This window comes from Candidatus Acidiferrales bacterium (genome assembly GCA_035934015.1).
Lineage (GTDB): Bacteria > Acidobacteriota > Terriglobia > Acidiferrales > UBA7541 > DAHUXN01.
The window spans coordinates 347,636-363,138 of the sequence record DASYYH010000003.1 but is presented as its reverse complement, the minus strand read 5'-3'; the positions used below and the strand labels follow the sequence as shown (position 1 = coordinate 363,138).

Annotated in this window: 15 protein-coding genes; 10 read left to right on the top strand and 5 right to left on the bottom strand. The window is 56.0% G+C overall.

The features are described from left to right. The first annotated feature begins 77 nt into the window (after window positions 1-77). Window positions 78-431 (top strand): divalent-cation tolerance protein CutA, encoded by a 354-nt coding sequence (gene cutA / locus VGR81_01845; protein ID HEV2287676.1) that lies wholly within the window; start codon window positions 78-80, stop codon window positions 429-431. Window positions 432-438: 7 nt separating this feature from the next. Here the strand turns inward: cutA and VGR81_01840 are convergent, their stop codons facing one another. After that, window positions 439-1,578 (bottom strand): PLP-dependent aspartate aminotransferase family protein, encoded by a 1,140-nt coding sequence (locus tag VGR81_01840; protein HEV2287675.1) that lies wholly within the window; start codon window positions 1,576-1,578, stop codon window positions 439-441. A gap of 251 nt (window positions 1,579-1,829) precedes the next feature. Between VGR81_01840 and VGR81_01835 the strand changes: the two genes are divergently transcribed. From VGR81_01835 to VGR81_01805, 7 genes are all read left to right on the top strand, one after another. After that, on the top strand, window positions 1,830-2,240 hold the full coding sequence (locus VGR81_01835; GenBank protein HEV2287674.1) for a hypothetical protein: 411 nt from the start codon (window positions 1,830-1,832) through the stop codon (window positions 2,238-2,240). Between the two features lie 321 nt (window positions 2,241-2,561). Further along, complete coding sequence (locus tag VGR81_01830) at window positions 2,562-3,431, top strand: ChbG/HpnK family deacetylase (protein ID HEV2287673.1); 870 nt, start codon at window positions 2,562-2,564, stop codon at window positions 3,429-3,431. A gap of 8 nt (window positions 3,432-3,439) precedes the next feature. Beyond that, window positions 3,440-4,465, top strand: a complete 1,026-nt coding sequence (locus VGR81_01825; GenBank protein HEV2287672.1) for a glycosyltransferase family 2 protein — start codon at window positions 3,440-3,442, stop codon at window positions 4,463-4,465. A 99-nt stretch (window positions 4,466-4,564) separates the two neighbouring features. After that, window positions 4,565-5,344 carry a hypothetical protein gene (locus tag VGR81_01820; protein ID HEV2287671.1) on the top strand — a complete coding sequence of 260 codons (780 nt, stop codon included), beginning with the start codon at window positions 4,565-4,567 and terminating at the stop codon, window positions 5,342-5,344. Between the two features lie 8 nt (window positions 5,345-5,352). Next, window positions 5,353-6,147, top strand: a complete 795-nt coding sequence (locus VGR81_01815) for a hypothetical protein (GenBank protein ID HEV2287670.1) — start codon at window positions 5,353-5,355, stop codon at window positions 6,145-6,147. Window positions 6,148-6,266: 119 nt separating this feature from the next. Further along, window positions 6,267-6,953, top strand: coding sequence for a hypothetical protein (locus tag VGR81_01810; protein HEV2287669.1), 687 nt, complete (start codon window positions 6,267-6,269; stop codon window positions 6,951-6,953). A 114-nt stretch (window positions 6,954-7,067) separates the two neighbouring features. Then, window positions 7,068-7,850: a ferredoxin--NADP reductase gene (locus VGR81_01805; protein ID HEV2287668.1), complete on the top strand. Its 783-nt coding sequence runs from the start codon at window positions 7,068-7,070 to the stop codon at window positions 7,848-7,850. Between the two features lie 176 nt (window positions 7,851-8,026). Here VGR81_01805 and VGR81_01800 read toward each other — a convergent pair whose 3' ends face one another. The 4 genes from VGR81_01800 to glgB form a co-directional block, all read right to left on the bottom strand. After that, window positions 8,027-8,464 carry a hypothetical protein gene (locus tag VGR81_01800; GenBank protein HEV2287667.1) on the bottom strand — a complete coding sequence of 146 codons (438 nt, stop codon included), beginning with the start codon at window positions 8,462-8,464 and terminating at the stop codon, window positions 8,027-8,029. 38 nt (window positions 8,465-8,502) lie between these two features. Next, window positions 8,503-9,063: a hypothetical protein gene (locus tag VGR81_01795; protein HEV2287666.1), complete on the bottom strand. Its 561-nt coding sequence runs from the start codon at window positions 9,061-9,063 to the stop codon at window positions 8,503-8,505. Between the two features lie 139 nt (window positions 9,064-9,202). Beyond that, on the bottom strand, window positions 9,203-10,501 hold the full coding sequence (locus tag VGR81_01790; GenBank protein HEV2287665.1) for a hypothetical protein: 1,299 nt from the start codon (window positions 10,499-10,501) through the stop codon (window positions 9,203-9,205). Between the two features lie 117 nt (window positions 10,502-10,618). After that, window positions 10,619-12,916 carry a 1,4-alpha-glucan branching protein GlgB gene (gene glgB / locus VGR81_01785; protein ID HEV2287664.1) on the bottom strand — a complete coding sequence of 766 codons (2,298 nt, stop codon included), beginning with the start codon at window positions 12,914-12,916 and terminating at the stop codon, window positions 10,619-10,621. 158 nt (window positions 12,917-13,074) lie between these two features. On the opposite strand from glgB, the gene VGR81_01780 reads away from it, so the two are divergent. Both VGR81_01780 and ggt read left to right on the top strand, forming a co-directional pair. Further along, window positions 13,075-13,596 carry a DinB family protein gene (locus VGR81_01780; protein ID HEV2287663.1) on the top strand — a complete coding sequence of 174 codons (522 nt, stop codon included), beginning with the start codon at window positions 13,075-13,077 and terminating at the stop codon, window positions 13,594-13,596. Window positions 13,597-13,612: 16 nt separating this feature from the next. Beyond that, complete coding sequence (ggt, locus tag VGR81_01775; protein HEV2287662.1) at window positions 13,613-15,349, top strand: gamma-glutamyltransferase; 1,737 nt, start codon at window positions 13,613-13,615, stop codon at window positions 15,347-15,349. Window positions 15,350-15,503: the final 154 nt, after the last annotated feature.

Genomic DNA, 15,503 nt, shown 5'->3' with positions numbered 1-15,503 from the left:
GGAAATGTGTGCGCGCGAAAGGGTAACGCGAGCAGAGATTTGTTTCGTGGCGCGCGCGACGAGGAAATACTCACATCATGGCCAGTGAAATTGTCGTTTTCGTGACCTGTGGAACGCGGCGCGAGGCCAATCGCCTTGCCCGCGCCTTACTTCATTTGAAGCTTGCCGCGTGCGTAAATATTTTCCCGAGTCCGATTCATTCCGTCTATCGTTGGAAGGAAAAAATTGAAACCGCGAATGAAATTTTGCTGCTAATCAAATCCACGCGGTCGCATTTCCGCGAATTGGAGCGCGAAATTCGCCGGCACCACAGCTACGAGGTGCCCGAAATCATCGCTCTGCCAGTCGTGAGCGGCTCAGAACCATATTTGCGTTGGATTAAACAATCCGTTCGTCCTGCAAGGAAGGCAGTCCGCAGCAAGCATCGCTAAATTCGCGCTAAATTTTCGCCAGCGCGTGGTCGAGGTCCGCAATGATATCCTCGACGTCTTCGATCCCCACAGATAGTCGGATCAGCCCGTCCGTAATCCCGATTTGCTCGCGGACATCTTTCGGCATGGAAGCATGGGTCATCAGAGCGGGAAGGGAAATCAGCGTCTCGACTCCGCCCAGGCTTTCCGCCAGAGAGCAGAGCTTCACATTGTTTAGAACGCTCCGCGCCGCGTCGAGCGAACCGGCGTCAAACGACAGCATCGCGCCGAACCCGCGTTGCTGCTTTTTCGCGATTGCGTGCTGAGGGTGCGAGGCAAGCCCAGGATAAATCACGCGCTTCACCTTCGGATGCGCTTCCAGGTGCTTGGCAACTTCCATTCCGTTTGCGTTGTGCCGTTCCATGCGCACGGCCAAAGTCTTGATTCCGCGCGACACGAGAAAACAATCCATCGGCGCGAGTCCCGCGCCAGCCGAGCGTTGCAGAAAGTATATTTTCTCCGCATCTTCTTTGCGCGACAAAATCGCCGCTCCCCCGATGCAATCGCTGTGCCCGTTCAGGTATTTCGTCATCGAGTGCACAACGATGTGCGCGCCAAGGCTCAGCGGCTGCTGCAAATAGGGGCTCATGAAGGTGTTGTCCACTACAACCGTAATATTTTTCTCGCGCGCCAGCTTGGAAATCGCCGCAATATCCGTCACGATCATCGTCGGATTCGTAGGTGTCTCGACGTAAATCATCTTGGTTGTTGGGCGTATATCTCGTTGGATCGCTTCGAGGCAGGAAGTGTCTGTAAAGCTGAATTCCAGTCCAAGCTGTACAAGAAACTGGGTCGATAGCCGGTAAACTCCGCCGTATACGGCCCGCGAGAGAATGGCGTGGTCGCCCGGCCGCAGCAAGCGGAAAACGCAGTCAATTGCTGCCATTCCCGAAGTGAAAACGTACGCCGCCGCTCCGCCCTCTAGTTTCGCAATGGTTCGTTCCAGGGCTTTGCGGTTGGGATGGTTCGTCCTGGCGTAGTCGTATCCCTTATTCTCGCCCAGCGCAGGCTGCACGTATGTCGAAGTCTGATAGATAGGCGCAACGATTGACCCTGTCGAAGGATCCGGTTCTTGCCCTACGTGAATGGCGTCCGTCGAAAATCCCATCGCGAAGCCTCCTCTGGCTTTTCATGGGCTGCGGAGAATTGCATAATGTCCGCCTACAGTTTCATTGGCGGCTTCGATTTCCGTTGCGAAATCCCCGCCGCGGGTATAAAAGAAATAAGGACCTCGAACTTTGCGTCACAGCCGTAAACGGCCGATTGAAAGTATCGCAGAGGATGTGCAGCCGTCAATCGGGGGTCGCTAGGCGTATATCCAGCGCGCGCTGCGCGCCATTGGTTATGAAAAATCTTCCAATGCGATCGTTTTTCCGAAACGCCGCCCTTCCCGTGCTCTTCTTTGCGTTAGCAGCAGGAGCCTCTCTCGCTCAGTCTTCGGCGAAGCCTTCAAAGAGCGCCGGCGATGCAAAGGATGCCGTTACTGACCTCAAGATTATCATCACAGGTGCGCCCAAGGCCGTGCCAATTGACAACGCCAGCGTCTATGTCCGCTACGATGAGCCGCGTTTCCTTCGGCATCCAGAGCAGATTGAGCTGGACTTGAAGACGGACCTCAAAGGGATTACCCGAGTGAAGGATGTCCCGCAAAAGAAAATCATGATCCAAGTTGTGAAGGACGGATGGAAGCCCTTTGGCCAGTATTATGTCCTCGACAAAGACAAAATGACAATCAACATCACCATGCAACCGCCTTACCATTGGTACTGAAACTGCCTTTTCTGTTGCTCTCCTTCTCGTCTTGAGTCCATGAAGCGTGCTTCGCTTGGCTTCGCTGAATGCACTAACTTTGTGCAAAGAGGATTAGGCGCTTGAATCGCGCGCGTTTAAGATGCGCGTAACACAATTTTCCACAAGGTTTTCAACACAACTGTTGAAATCTGTCGCTGCTTGGCGCATCTCAAGAAAAACGTTGCAGATTGGCACGCGCAGAGCTCGTCGGATATTTGTCGCGGCCAGGATGCGCATGCTCCGCCGGCACAGCTACTCCGTGATATGATTTGTCTTCAACAAGATGAAAATTTTGAATGAATGAGACGTCTCATCGTCAATGCGGACGATTTTGGTTTCACGCGCGGCGTCAACGCTGGCATCATTCGCGCGCATCTTCATGGCATCCTCACCAGCACGACCATCATGGCCTCCGGCTCAGCCTTTGAAGATGCAGTCGCGCTTGCCCGCGCCAATCCGAAACTCGGAGTCGGCTGTCACTTGGTCTTGGTTGGCGGCAAAGCCGTCTCCCGCATGCAAGGACGGAGCTCTCTTTCGGACGCTAATGGGAATCTTCCTTCATCTTTGGCAATTCTCGTCGCGAAATTGACGACGAATCGAATCCGAAAAGAAGACATTCGGCAGGAGATCCGCGCTCAAATTGAGCGCGTAAGGTCCGCCGGTATCGAAATCACCCATCTTGACTCGCACAAGCATACGCATTGCCATCCGCAGGTCATGGAAGCTCTCATGGTCGTAGCCGGCGAACACGGCATTACGCGAATTCGCAGGCCATTTGAGAGCACCGGCGCACCTCCGCGGCCGCGCGCTCGCAGGAAGGCATCTTGGAAGCAACGCGCGTTGGCTCGCGCTGCTCGTCGCTGGGAAGGCCGCTTTGATGAACTTTCCCGTTCGCATGGTTTGCGCTCCCCTGATTACTTCTGGGGTGTTGCCGCAACGGGGGCATTGAATCGGCAGGCCATTCTGGCGATTATAGATACCGCAGCTTCGCTGCCCGAGGGAACCAGCGAGCTCATGTGTCACCCGGGCGAGTATGACCAGGACTTGGAAGGCTCAGCGACTCGCCTGAAGAGGGAGCGCGAAACGGAATTGAAAGGTTTGGTCGATGCATCTGTGTCAGATGCAGTGAAGAAGCATAAAATACAGCTGATTGATTTTCGCCAACTTTGAGCAACGCCATGCGCCAGATCGCTACGACACCTCCCAAATACTCTGTGGTCATCCCCATGCTCAACGAGCAAGGGAGCATCCGCGAACTGCATCGTCGCCTCTCCGAGGTGATGACAGGTCACTATGATCCCGTCGAGTTTATCTTTGTTGACGACCATAGCTCCGATGCTACGCCGCAAATCCTCTCCGATTTGGCACAAGAAGATCCGCGGGTCACTTTTCTCCGGTTGAAGAAGAATTACGGGCAGACCGTAGCCTTGGCCGCTGGTTTCGATTACGCAGCGGGCGAGATCATCCTGTCCATGGATGGCGACCTGCAACACGATCCCGCCGATATCCCTCGGATGATCGATGCCCTTGAATCTTCCGATTGCGATATCGTCAGCGGATGGCGTCAGAAGCGTGTCGATAATTTTTTCTTCCGCCGCGTCCCTTCGCGGGTTGCGAACTGGGCGATGGCCAAACTTTCCGGCGTGAACATCCACGACTTTGGTACGACTTTCAAGGTGTATCGTCGCGAAACGATCAAGGACGTGCGCCTCTATGGCGAATTGCATCGTTTCATCCCGGCTTTGGCGTCGCTGAACGGCGCCAGGGTCATCGAGGTTCCCATTCGCAATATTCCTCGCCCCGAGGGCAAATCGCATTATGGTATTTCTCGAACCTCGCGTGTTTTCTTCGACTTGATCACCATTCGATTCCTCCTCCGCTATATGGCGCGCCCTTTGCAGTTTTTCGGGCCCGTCGGCGTTATCAGTTTTTTGACTGGCGGTTCCATTCTCGGGTTTTTGTTCATCGACAAAGTGTTCCGCGGAGCGCAACTCTTCGTCCAGCACGGTCCTCTTTTGATTCTTGGCTTGCTGCTGTGCCTCTTCGGATTTCAGTTCCTCTCTGTTGGGCTTCTCGGCGAGTTGATGATGCGCAACTATTTCGAAGCGCACCAGCTTCCCGTGTATCGCATTGAGCGCATGTCGGGGGCCACGCCACCGGGTAACTCCCGTCTTGACGCCATCCCGATTGCGCGCCCTCGCTAAATCTGCTATCTATAGGAATATCGCTGTCGGAATTCGCGCCACGCAATCCCGCAGCGTTTATCTTGCCGACTGGGGCGGCCGAAAGGGCAAAAGCAAGTCATGCACAAGAAAATTTTCGTCCCTGCGGCATTACTTATTCTAGCCAGTCTTTTGTGGGCGGCCGACGAACCTTGGAAGACCAAGCCTTACCAGCAGTGGGACAAATCTGACATCCAGATCATTCTCAACGATTCTCCTTGGGCTAAGAAAGTCCAAGTCGATGTGAATTGGAAATCCAACGGATCGTCTCCAGCCGTAATGGCTCAGAGCGACCAAAATGTCGAGCTCCGCAGCCACATGAACACTCAAAAGGGCGGCATGCCCGATACTGCGCCGCCGGACAGAAGCATGGATTCGGTCGGCTCGACCAACAATTCCTCCAATGCCGTTTCACCGAAGACCTCGTTCTATATCCGTTGGTACTCCTCGCGCGTCATCCGTGAGGCCCTTGCCCGCGAAGCGGTACTCGGCGGCAAGATCACAGAGGCGGAAGGCGCCAAGCTCCTCTCCGAGCCGGTCACTGATTACGAAATCATTGTCTTCGGCCCGGATATGACTCCCTTTCAAAATCTCAACGAGGATCAATTGAAATCTGATTCTTACCTGGAAGGGAAAGAATCGAAGCAAAAAGTGGTACCCGCCACCATTCGGTTGAACAAGAATCCTGCAGGCATCACCTACAGCCTCGTATTCTTATTCCCCCGAAAAACCGCGGGAGGTGCCGACGTGGCCTCCGCGCAGGAGAAGGGAATCGAGTTTGTATGCAAATTGAAGGGCCTCAACCTCCACAACGTCTTCGATACTCGCAAGATGGTTGATGAAAAGGGCGAGGATTTCTAGGATGGGCTATGTGTAGAAAAGCGCTTGCCGTTTTCTGTGTTCTGATTCTGTCGGGCTTGGTTTGGGCGTCGAACGAACCGTGGAAAACCAAGCCCTATCAGCAGTGGGATCAGCACGACCTCGATCAGATTCTCAACAGCTCTCCGTGGGGCAAGCGTCTGATCGTTGCGGCGAGCTGGCGCCCTGCCCAATTTCAGGACATGAATCAATCCGGCCAGTCTCAGTCCGAAGGGGGAGCGGCTGCGTCCGCAGGGAACCAGAACGGTGCCACCCAGAACCAGCCGAAGGGCTCCGCAATGTTGCCCAATAACGGAAGGACGGCAGACACCGGAGACCAGCCTGCCGAAGGGATGATCCCACAGACTCCGTTCTATATCCGGTGGTACTCATCCCGCGTCATGCGCGAGGCCTTGGTCCGGGAAGCGGTCTTGAAAGGTCAAATGTCCGAAGCCGATGGCGCCAAGTTTCTCGCGGAGCCGGTCACAGCGTATGAAGTTGTCCTTCTCGGCCCGGACATGACCCCCTTTCAGAGTCTCACGGAAGATCAGTTGAAGTCCGTTTCCTATCTTGAGGGCAAGCAGTCGAAGCAGAAGATTGCGCCAATCAAGATCCAAATCCAGCAAGGGGCCAACGGCAAAACCGCCAACCTGATATTCTTCTTCCCGAAAAAAACGGCCAGCGGCCAGGACGTGGCTTCTGCCCAGGAGAAGGGTCTCGAGTTTGTCTGCAAAGTGAAAGGTCTCGACCTGCACAATACGTTTGATACGCGCAAGATGGTGGACGAAAAAGGACAGGACTTTTAGAACGTTTCCAGTCCAAGCTCTGCTGTGGAAGTATCGCTGATCCAGTTCTGGTCATCGGCCCGTGTTACTCGAAGTCACGGCCCCTATCACAATATCGTTGCCTCTTGAGGAGGAAGTTTATGAAGCGTTTCCTGCAAACCGCGTCCGCGATTGCTCTTTTGACTTTGGTGGCTGGCTCGGTCAGCGCTCAGTTTCGAATCCGTATGCCGTCAGTCGCCGGCGTCTGGAATCCCGTAGTCGGCGCCGGTGCCACCTACGAAATGCAGTATTCGGACGGCACGAAGAGAAATGTAGACGTCGCTATCGTCGGAAAGGAGTCCGTCGATGGCAGCGACGCGTATTGGCTGGAAATCTCTATGACCGCCCGCCACGGCGAGGGGCAAGGCGAAGTAATCATTAAGGACCTGTTCTCCCGCGACGGTGACACTCTGACTCTCAGGCGCGCCGTCATCCAGATGCCCGGCCAGCCTCCCATGCTCATGCCCGACATGATGACTCAAAGGATGAGTTCGCAGGATGAACCTAAAGTCGTTGATTATCGCAAGAACGCCGAAGACCTTGGCAAGGAAACCGTAACCACTCCGGCTGGCACCTTCGACTGCGAACATTTCCGCGCCAAAGACGGATCCGGCGACGCATGGCTCGCTCCCAATGCCGGGGGCCCCTATGGATTGGTCAAGTCCGTCTCAGACAAAGGACGTACAACGATGGTCATGGTCAAGTCTGTCACCGATGCAAAGGATAAAATCACTGGTACCCCTCAGCCCTTCAACCCGATGGGTATGGGTCGTCCTCCGCAGCCGTAGATTCCAATTCGGCTGGCTCGTGGATTTCCGGGGCGCTTGACACTCGTCAAGCGCCTCTTTTTTTCTGCGAAAAACTCCTCGCCAGTTGGCCTCACTTCCGGTAAAAAGGTTGCGATGAATTTGCCGCCAGATAAGTTTTATCGCGCGCGAGTCACGCATCGTGCCGATATCGCACCAGACCTTTGGATGGTTCGCATCAATCCCGGTGGCGAATTCCGCTTTCAGCCTGGCCAGTACGCCACACTGGGCGTAGAAGACCCGCAGAAACAGAAACTCGTCGAGCGTGCCTATTCAATTGTCTCTGCTCCGCACGAGCCTGAACTGGAGATTTTCATCGAGCTTGTCCCGCAGGGTGAGCTGACTCCTTTGCTCTATAAACTTCATCCCGGCGATGAACTGGCCATGCGCAAAGTTCCCAAGGGCCGCTTCACACTGGACACGAAAAGCGGACGCATGAATCATCTTCTGCTTTGCACCGTCACCGGCGTCGCGCCTTTTGTGAGCTACATCCGCTCGCTCGAAAAGGACGCTCGCGAGGGCAAATTTGGCGGCGAGCATCACCTCTATGTCATCAATGCCGCGAGCCGCTCGCACGAATTCGGCTATCGTGAGGAATTCGAAAAAGTCGCCAAAGCCTTTCCTTGGCTGACCTATGTCGCCAGCATCAGCCGCCCGTGGGAGGATGGTGATTGGAAGGGGGAAACAGGCCGCGTCGAAGATTTAGTGCGCAAATACGCCGACGCTTGGGGTCTTAGCGCTTCGAATACTTCCGTCTATCTCTGCGGTCATCCGCAAATGATCGACAACAGCAAGGGAATTCTTCGCCGCCGCGGTTTTCCCAAGGAATCCATCCGCGAAGAGGTTTACTGGATTCCGGCCAAGGAAGCTCAGTCCTAAGGGTTTTGCCTCGTAAATAGCCGTCGGCCATCTCCAACGGCAAGACAGCCATAACGTAACGCGTCCCATGCCGCCTTAAGCCCCTCTGGTACTTCCCTTCAGGGGAGAGCCGCACTTCGTTTTCGGCGCACGAGTGCTCTTTCTGGTCACTCGTCACTTGCCACTCGTCACTGCTTCTAAATCGTTCCGTCTGCGTCCGCGATTTCATGAATCGCATTTCGCGTCGCGCGCAGCGGCACAGCCACGTGCACCGTTTCCTCCGGGTCTTGTACGTCAACTATAATTGACCCACCCTGCTTCACCACCGTGGCGTGTTGTTCGTGATCCGTCACTTCTACCAGCGTCCCATCCGGGCAGTTCGCTAGTCCTGAGAGTGCCGCGTCCACGACGGGCATATAGGGCTGCAGATTTTGCGCCGCGGGCTTCAGGTAATGCTTTGGCACCATTTCCAAGGTCAAGGGCACGAGCATCGCGGGCACCAGAAGCGAAATATGGTGCCCGTCGGCGCGCACTTCGTTGACTTTCACGTGAATGAATCCTTCGCTCGAGACCACAGCTCCGGCGACGAGCGCGGTGCCAACAAATCCCAATCCGATTTTGGCGAGCAGTATCATCTGCGCTCCTCCTTCGCTGCACGAGGCGGCAGCGCCGCTCAGTCGGCCGTATTGCGCGAATCGATCCACACGCGCACGGTTTGGTCCTCATCCGCCACGGTCACAAGCGTCGTGTCTCCGGCCTTTTCCAAAGCTTCGATCGCGGCTTCGATGTTAATCTGCTTGTCGCTGCCGGAACTAAGCGCCTGTGCTACGGCCCACGGAATCGTCACGTCCACCTTCTTTTTCTCGTTCTTGTCGATCACGTGCACAAGAAGGTTGCCATTCGATTTGGCTACGCGAACATCCTTGTCCGGCGCCTGTACCGTCACAAATTCGCCGTCCGGAGTGTTTTTCACGGCATCCAGAATCATCCGCAAATCGACGCCATTCGCGCGCAAATCGCCGCAGTCGATTTCGCCGCCGTGAAATTGCCCATGATTGATGGCTGGAAGCACCGTTTCAACCAGTGACAGCGGGATGTTGACCCGCACCTTTTCCTGATTGGATGCGTCGTCGACCCTTACGTGCAGATAGCGCGACGGCGGCGCTGCCAGCGCAGCCCCGCTCAAGCACAGTGCAGCCAGGCCCGCGAGTCCAATTCGTAGAGTCTTTGTCATCTTCGGACGCCTCCTTGGGCGTCCAGCTACAGTTACGTAGAGCCCTTCAAAAAAGTTCCCTGGTTATCTGGGTTCTTTGACTTGCGCGGTGGAGCTTCTCATGGCAAAGGCGCCGGGAGCAGCGCGAGCCTCTGGCCCTCTAATTTGGCAGTTGGGCGCGCATGATGCGCGCGGGCGCCAATAGAGCGCCTTTCCGGACGCTTCCGTTATCGTCCAGCTCATTCCATCCCGAGTTCGCGATGAAATAGAATTCGGCGCCCACAATGACCCCGTGCGTCGGGTCAAGTTCCGGCGTCGCGCTTTCAATCGGTTGCTCCATCGTCACGCGCGCAAAATTCGCGTCAATCTTGAAGGCCATCACGCGTTCCTGTGTCGTCCCATTTTGCACAGCGATCAGCCAGCCGTGGTCAAAGTACATGCCATCGATGCCTTCGAGCGCATATTTGTCCTGCATCGGAATCCAGCGTACGTCGCCAGTTCGCAGATTCAGCAAACCGATGCCTCGCACATAGTCTGCAACGAAGGCTTGGCCGCCAGGGACGAAAGCTGGCGTTTGCGGCGAAATGAAATCGCCTTTATCGACGCGTTTCAATTCCGTGCTACCCGTGCGTTCCAGATAGACGCCGCCGCCCGTTCCATCAGAGATCAGAAGGTCTCCATTCGCGTCGAGTGCCATGTCTCCGAGGTTGCTATGCCTCGGCCCTTCGAGGCGGCGCAGCAGTTTGCCGTCATCGAGGCTATAGCCCAGCAGCGCCGACCGCCCCCAGTCCGCCTTGGGCACACTGATGAAGCCATCCATGGCGACTTCCGTAGCCCACACGATGCGGCGCCGCGCATCAACCTTTAAGGCCAGCATCGGCCAGTTGTCCGGAGCTTTCGCAAAATCAGCCAAATGACCATCGGCACCGAGAGTGACGATCTTTCTTTCAACCACGCTCGTCAGGAAAAACCGCTTGCTCTGCCCGTCGTAATCAATGTCTTCGGGGACCAATCCCGCATCGGGAATCGTGAACGCTTTCGTCGCATGCGAGGTGGGTTGCACACTCCCAGCCATTCTTTCGAGGATTTTCTCGAAATCAGCACTCGCGCGAAGAGCGGCGAAATCCGGCAACGTCTTCACAATCTCATTGGCTTGCCCCATCTCCGCGTATATTCGCAGCTGCTTGAACGCATCCGTTGGATCACTGATATGGACATCTGCTCGCGCCAGATCGAGCAGAGTATCCGGCGAGCCATTCAGAAACTGAACCATCTTCAGCGCGCTCGCGTGAAATGCCTTCCAGTCTCCGCTCTTGTGTGCTTGACGCATGCCTGAAGTAAGACTTTGGAACTCTTCGACGGCAGAGCGGTGCTTTTGTGCCGTCAGGTTTGCCGAGAAAAAAATGAAAAGTACAGCAGCAGGCAAAATGAAGCTCGCAAAGGTCGCGCGTTTTTGCATTCGTGGCTTCGCGTGCGATCGCGTGGACCGCATATTCAGCTTTCCTCCAGTTGCCTGGCCGTGGGTTCCCTCGCTGAGCAGATATGGATGCAAGCGGGGAATCGAAAGATGGTTTGCCTAGGATCGTTGTGGTTTGAGGAACAATACGGATAGCGGCGGCAACCGCAGTTTGATGGAAAAGGGGCGGCCGTTCCACGGAATCGGCTCCGCGCGCACGCCGCCGAGATTTCCGGCATCGTCTCCGCCGTAAAAGGAAGAATCCGTATTGAGTGCCTCGCGATAGAAAAAATTCTCGGGCACGGCAACCCGGTAGTTGTCGCGTGTCACCGGCGTGAAATTGCACACCACAATCAGAAAATCCTCTGGCCTTTGGGCCCTGCGCACAAAGGCAATCACGCTCGCGTCCGCGTCGTGGACTTCGAGCCATTCGAATCCTTGCCACTCGAATTCCACCTCATGCAGCGCCGCTTCGCGCGCATAGAGGCGATTCAAGTCGTTCACCAGACGCTGAATTCCCTGGTGCGGACGATACTGCAATAAATTCCAGTCCAGGCTCCCGTCTTGCCACCATTCATTCCACTGCGCAATTTCGTCGCCCATGAAAAGCAGTTTCTTTCCCGGGTGCGCGTAGAAGTAGCCATAGAGCAGGCGCAAATTCGCGAACTTGTGTTTGTCGTCACCGGGCATTTTCGCCAGCAGCGGCTTTTTCCCATGCACCACCTCGTCATGCGACAGCGGCAAAATAAAGTTTTCGTTGAACGCGTAGAGCATCGAAAAAGTTAGTTCGCCGTGATGAAATTTCCGGTGGATCGGATCGAGCGCGAAATACCGCAGCGTGTCGTTCATCCATCCCATGTTCCATTTCAAATCGAATCCCAGCCCGCCGGCGTAGGTCGGTCGCGACACGGCCGGCCATGCCGTCGATTCCTCTGCAGCCGTCAGCACGCCTGCATGCCGCGCGTGCACGATTTCATTCATGCGTTTCAGAAACGCGATCGCTTCCAGATTCTCCCGCCCGCCGTGTTGATTCGGCAGCCATTCGCCGGGTTGTCGCGAATAATCGAGATAGAGCATCGAGGCCACGGCGTCCACGCGCAGCCCGTCGATGTGATATTTCTCCAGCCAGAAAAGCGCATTCGAGAGCAGAAAATTCTGCACTTCATTTCGCCCGTAATTGAAGATCAGTGTTCCCCAATCCGGGTGCGATCCTCGCCGCGGATCTTCGTGCTCGTAGAGATGCGTGCCGTCGAAAAGCGAAAGTCCGTGCGCGTCCCGCGGAAAATGCCCGGGCGTCCAGTCAAGCAGCACGCCGATGCCTTCCTGATGGCATCGGTCCACGAATTCCATGAACTCTTTCGGCGCTCCGTAGCGGCTCGTCGCTGCAAAATAGCCTATCGTCTGGTAGCCCCACGACAAATCCAGCGGATGCTCCATCATCGGCAGCAATTCGACGTGCGTATAGCCCATTTGCTTGACGTAAGGAATCAGCGCGTCGCCCATTTCGCTGTAGCTCAGCCAGTTCCCATTTTTTTTTCGCCGCCACGACGCAAAATGCACTTCGTAAATCGAAATCGCCGCATGTTGCCAGTCGAAGCTTTCTCGCGCTGCGATCCATTCGTTGTCCCGCCACGCATAGCCGTCAATCGTCGCAACCACAGAGCTCGACTTCGGCCGCATTTCCGCGGCAAATCCGTAGGGATCGGCTTTTAAGGTCAAAATATCATTGACTCGCGACCGGATTTCGAACTTGTAAAGTTCTCCGTCGCCGAGCTCTGGTATGAAAATTTCCCAGATGCCGCTCGCTCCGCGATTGCGCAGCGGATTCACGCGGCCATCCCAGTTGTTGAAAGTTCCAACAACGCTCACGCGCTTGGCATTCGGCGCCCACACGCCAAAATGCACGCCGTGCACGCCCGCCACCTCGCGAACGTGCGCGCCCAGCTTCTCGTAAATCTCGTAGTGCGTTCCTTCAGCGAAGAGGTGCAAATCAAAATCCGTCAGCAGGGGAGGGAAGGCGTATCCATCGTGGATTTCCTGTGAATTCCCGTCCGGATAGGCGACTCGCAATTGGTAATCCGTCGGCGCGATTTCCCTGACTTTCCAAGCCTTGCCGGGCAACGGAATAGTCGTTTCAAAAAGACCGTCGGGATGCACGCGCTCCGCTGCGTGCGCTTTGTGCCCAGCGCCCCAGAGCACCGTTACGTTCGCCGCATGCGGCATGAATGTCCGAATCACGACGCTGCGCTTGCCAGCTTTTTCGACGATGTGCGGTCCCAGAACGCGAAACGGATCCGAATTCTCTGCGCGAACGAGCGATTCAATCTCCGCGTCCACGGCCAAATTTACCGTCTCTGCTGTGGTATTCGGCTTGTCTACAATCTTCAGACTGCGCCCCCTCGACTGCCTTGCAACCATTCTAGCGGACTGCGTGTCCTTGCACCAACGCGTTCGCGTCGCGCGTGTCGGGAGCATCCGCTCCCGCGGGACCGCATCTCCCGACGCTGGACAGAACCGGGCCGCGCAGGTAGGCTATTTCGCCTGGGGAATCTCGTTTTGCTGAGGAGGATTCTCTTATGAAGAGAGTCGCACCGCTTTTCGCTGTATTGTTGTTCGCTCTTGCCACTGGCGCCACTGTTGTATCTGCTCAGGCTGCAGCCAAAAAAGCTCCAGGCCCCGAACAGACACTCTTGCGGCAGTGGAATAACATCGGCAACAAAATAATTGCCATGGCCGAAGACTGGCCTGCCGACAAGTACAATTATCGTCCCAATGATCAAGTCCGCACCTTCGGTCAGATTCTCGTCCACATCGCGGCCGCGAATTACTTCGCGATCAACCCCGTTCAGGGCAAAAGCACCAAAGACCTCCAGGGCGATCCGAAGGGTTATGAGACCAAGATGCAAATCGTCGCCTTCGTGAAAAAATCTTTCGCCGAGGGCGCCGATACGCTCGAAAAGGGTGGCGACGCGGACGCTCTGAAATATCTCGCCAATTGGGTGGGCATCATCGAGCACTCCGGCGAGCATTTCGGAAATCTCGTCACCTACTATCGCAATAACAATGTCGTTCCGCCGGAGTCGCGCCCGAAAAAATAAGCATGAGGGAGATAGCGTGCAATTCACGGGAGATCGCCTTGTTCGTTTGCTGCTCATCGTTGTCGCGGCGTTGAGCTTCACGATGCTCGCGCGCTCGCAGGATCGCGATCAGGGCCGCTCGATGGTGACGACCAAGTACGGCATCGTCGCCGCCGAAAGCCCCTTGGCCGCTCAGGCTGGCGCGCAAATTCTCGCGCACGGAGGCAATGCCATCGATGCCGCCGTCGCGACGAATGCCGTGATGGGTGTCGTCGAACCCATGATGAATGGCATCGGCGGCGATCTCTTCGTGATTGTATACGACGCAAAAACCGGCAAGCTGTACGGCCTCAACGCCAGCGGCTGGTCCCCCAAGACTCTCACTCCTGAGTTTTTGAAAAGCAAGGGCGTCACAAGAATGCCCGCATTTGGCATCGACTCCGTCACCGTTCCCGGCGTCGTGGATGGCTGGTCAAAGCTTCTCAATCGCTTCGGCAAATTGAATTTCGAGCAGGATCTTGCTCCCGCGATCCGTTACGCTCACGAAGGTTTCCCCGTTCCTGAGTGGGACGCTGCCTATTGGGCCAATGCCGCGCATTTTCTCGCTCAAAATCAGGGCACCGCAAATCTTTACTTGTTGAACGGCGAAGCTCCGAAAGTCGGCGAAATATTTCGCAACGAAGATTTGGCTCATTCTTTGCAGCAAGTCGCCCGCGGCGGTCGCGACGCGTTTTACAAAGGCGAAATTTCCCGCCGCATTCTCGCTCTCTTCAAACGCGAGGGCGGCGCTATGACCGCCGAGGACCTCGCCGATTTTTCCGCCGAGTGGGTCGAGCCGCTTTCCACGGAATATCATGGCTGGACCGTTTACGAATTGCCTCCCAACGGCCAGGGCATCGCCGCACTCGAAATGCTCAACATGATGAGCCAGTTTCCTCTCGCGCAGTACGGCCACAATTCCGTGGATGCTCTTCATGTCATGATCGAAGCAAAGAAGCTCGCCTATGCTGATCTTCGCCGCTACGTCGGCGACCCGCGCTTCGCGAAAATTCCCATCGCTGGCTTGCTCTCCGATGAATATGCGCGCGAACGCGCCAAGCTCGTCGACATGTCTCGCGCGAATTGTGACGTCTCTACCGGATTGCCGCCCGGTGGCGATACCACATATCTCACCGCCGTCGACGCGCAGGGCAACATGGTCTCGCTCATTCAAAGTAATTATGAAGAATTCGGCTCGCGCCTCGTCCCCGAAGGCGCCGGTTTCGTCCTTCAGGATCGCGGCGCGCTTTTCAATCTCAATCCCGATTCTCCCGACGTTCTCGCCGGCCACAAGCGTCCGCTGCACACCATTATTCCTGCCTTCATGGTCCATGGCGATACACGCATCGCCTTCGGCATCATGGGCGGCTACAATCAAGCGCAGGCCCACGCCCAATTCGTTTCCAATGTCGTCGACTTTGGAATGAACATCCAGGCTGCCATGGAAGCCGCGCGCTTCACGAAGATGACTTTCACCGGTTGCGACGTCCAAATGGAAAATCGCATTCCCGCCGACGTTCGATCGGCTCTCGAAGCTCGCGGCCACCAGATTCAGCTTCGCGGCGCCTATTCCGCCGATATGGGCGGTGGTCAGGCTGTCGAACGCAACTTCTCCACCGGCGTGAATTTCGGCGCCTCTGATCCTCGCAAAGACGGCGAGGCGATTCCCGAGCCTCCTCCTGCGTTACCCGTCACACTCAAGTCCTCAAAGCCCCAATCTGGCTCGCATCGTTAGCTTTCTGGCGCGTTGAGCAGAGCAGGCAGGGGCAAAAGCGGTCCGCACGCCTCCGCACGAATATTGCCCGAATTGGATACTCTGGTACCAATTTCCCATTGTCGTCCCTTGCGGCAGAGGCTTAAATATGTGTTGGGCAGAGCCGTAGGATTCT

Excerpts from the sequence above, each read along its gene's own strand:
- VGR81_01805 (HEV2287668.1), top strand. The coding sequence starts at position 7,068 with ATGAATTTGCCGCCAGATAAGTTTTATCGCGCGCGAGTCACGCATCGT.
- VGR81_01835 (HEV2287674.1), top strand. The coding sequence starts at position 1,830 with ATGCGATCGTTTTTCCGAAACGCCGCCCTTCCCGTGCTCTTCTTTGCG.
- cutA (HEV2287676.1), top strand. The coding sequence starts at position 78 with ATGGCCAGTGAAATTGTCGTTTTCGTGACCTGTGGAACGCGGCGCGAG.
- VGR81_01815 (HEV2287670.1), top strand. The coding sequence starts at position 5,353 with ATGTGTAGAAAAGCGCTTGCCGTTTTCTGTGTTCTGATTCTGTCGGGC.
- VGR81_01810 (HEV2287669.1), top strand. The coding sequence starts at position 6,267 with ATGAAGCGTTTCCTGCAAACCGCGTCCGCGATTGCTCTTTTGACTTTG.
- VGR81_01780 (HEV2287663.1), top strand. The coding sequence starts at position 13,075 with ATGAAGAGAGTCGCACCGCTTTTCGCTGTATTGTTGTTCGCTCTTGCC.
- VGR81_01800 (HEV2287667.1), bottom strand. The coding sequence starts at position 8,464 with ATGATACTGCTCGCCAAAATCGGATTGGGATTTGTTGGCACCGCGCTC.
- glgB (HEV2287664.1), bottom strand. The coding sequence starts at position 12,916 with ATGGTTGCAAGGCAGTCGAGGGGGCGCAGTCTGAAGATTGTAGACAAG.
- VGR81_01840 (HEV2287675.1), bottom strand. The coding sequence starts at position 1,578 with ATGGGATTTTCGACGGACGCCATTCACGTAGGGCAAGAACCGGATCCT.
- VGR81_01820 (HEV2287671.1), top strand. The coding sequence starts at position 4,565 with ATGCACAAGAAAATTTTCGTCCCTGCGGCATTACTTATTCTAGCCAGT.
- VGR81_01795 (HEV2287666.1), bottom strand. The coding sequence starts at position 9,063 with ATGACAAAGACTCTACGAATTGGACTCGCGGGCCTGGCTGCACTGTGC.
- VGR81_01830 (HEV2287673.1), top strand. The coding sequence starts at position 2,562 with ATGAGACGTCTCATCGTCAATGCGGACGATTTTGGTTTCACGCGCGGC.
- VGR81_01790 (HEV2287665.1), bottom strand. The coding sequence starts at position 10,501 with ATGCAAAAACGCGCGACCTTTGCGAGCTTCATTTTGCCTGCTGCTGTA.
- VGR81_01825 (HEV2287672.1), top strand. The coding sequence starts at position 3,440 with ATGCGCCAGATCGCTACGACACCTCCCAAATACTCTGTGGTCATCCCC.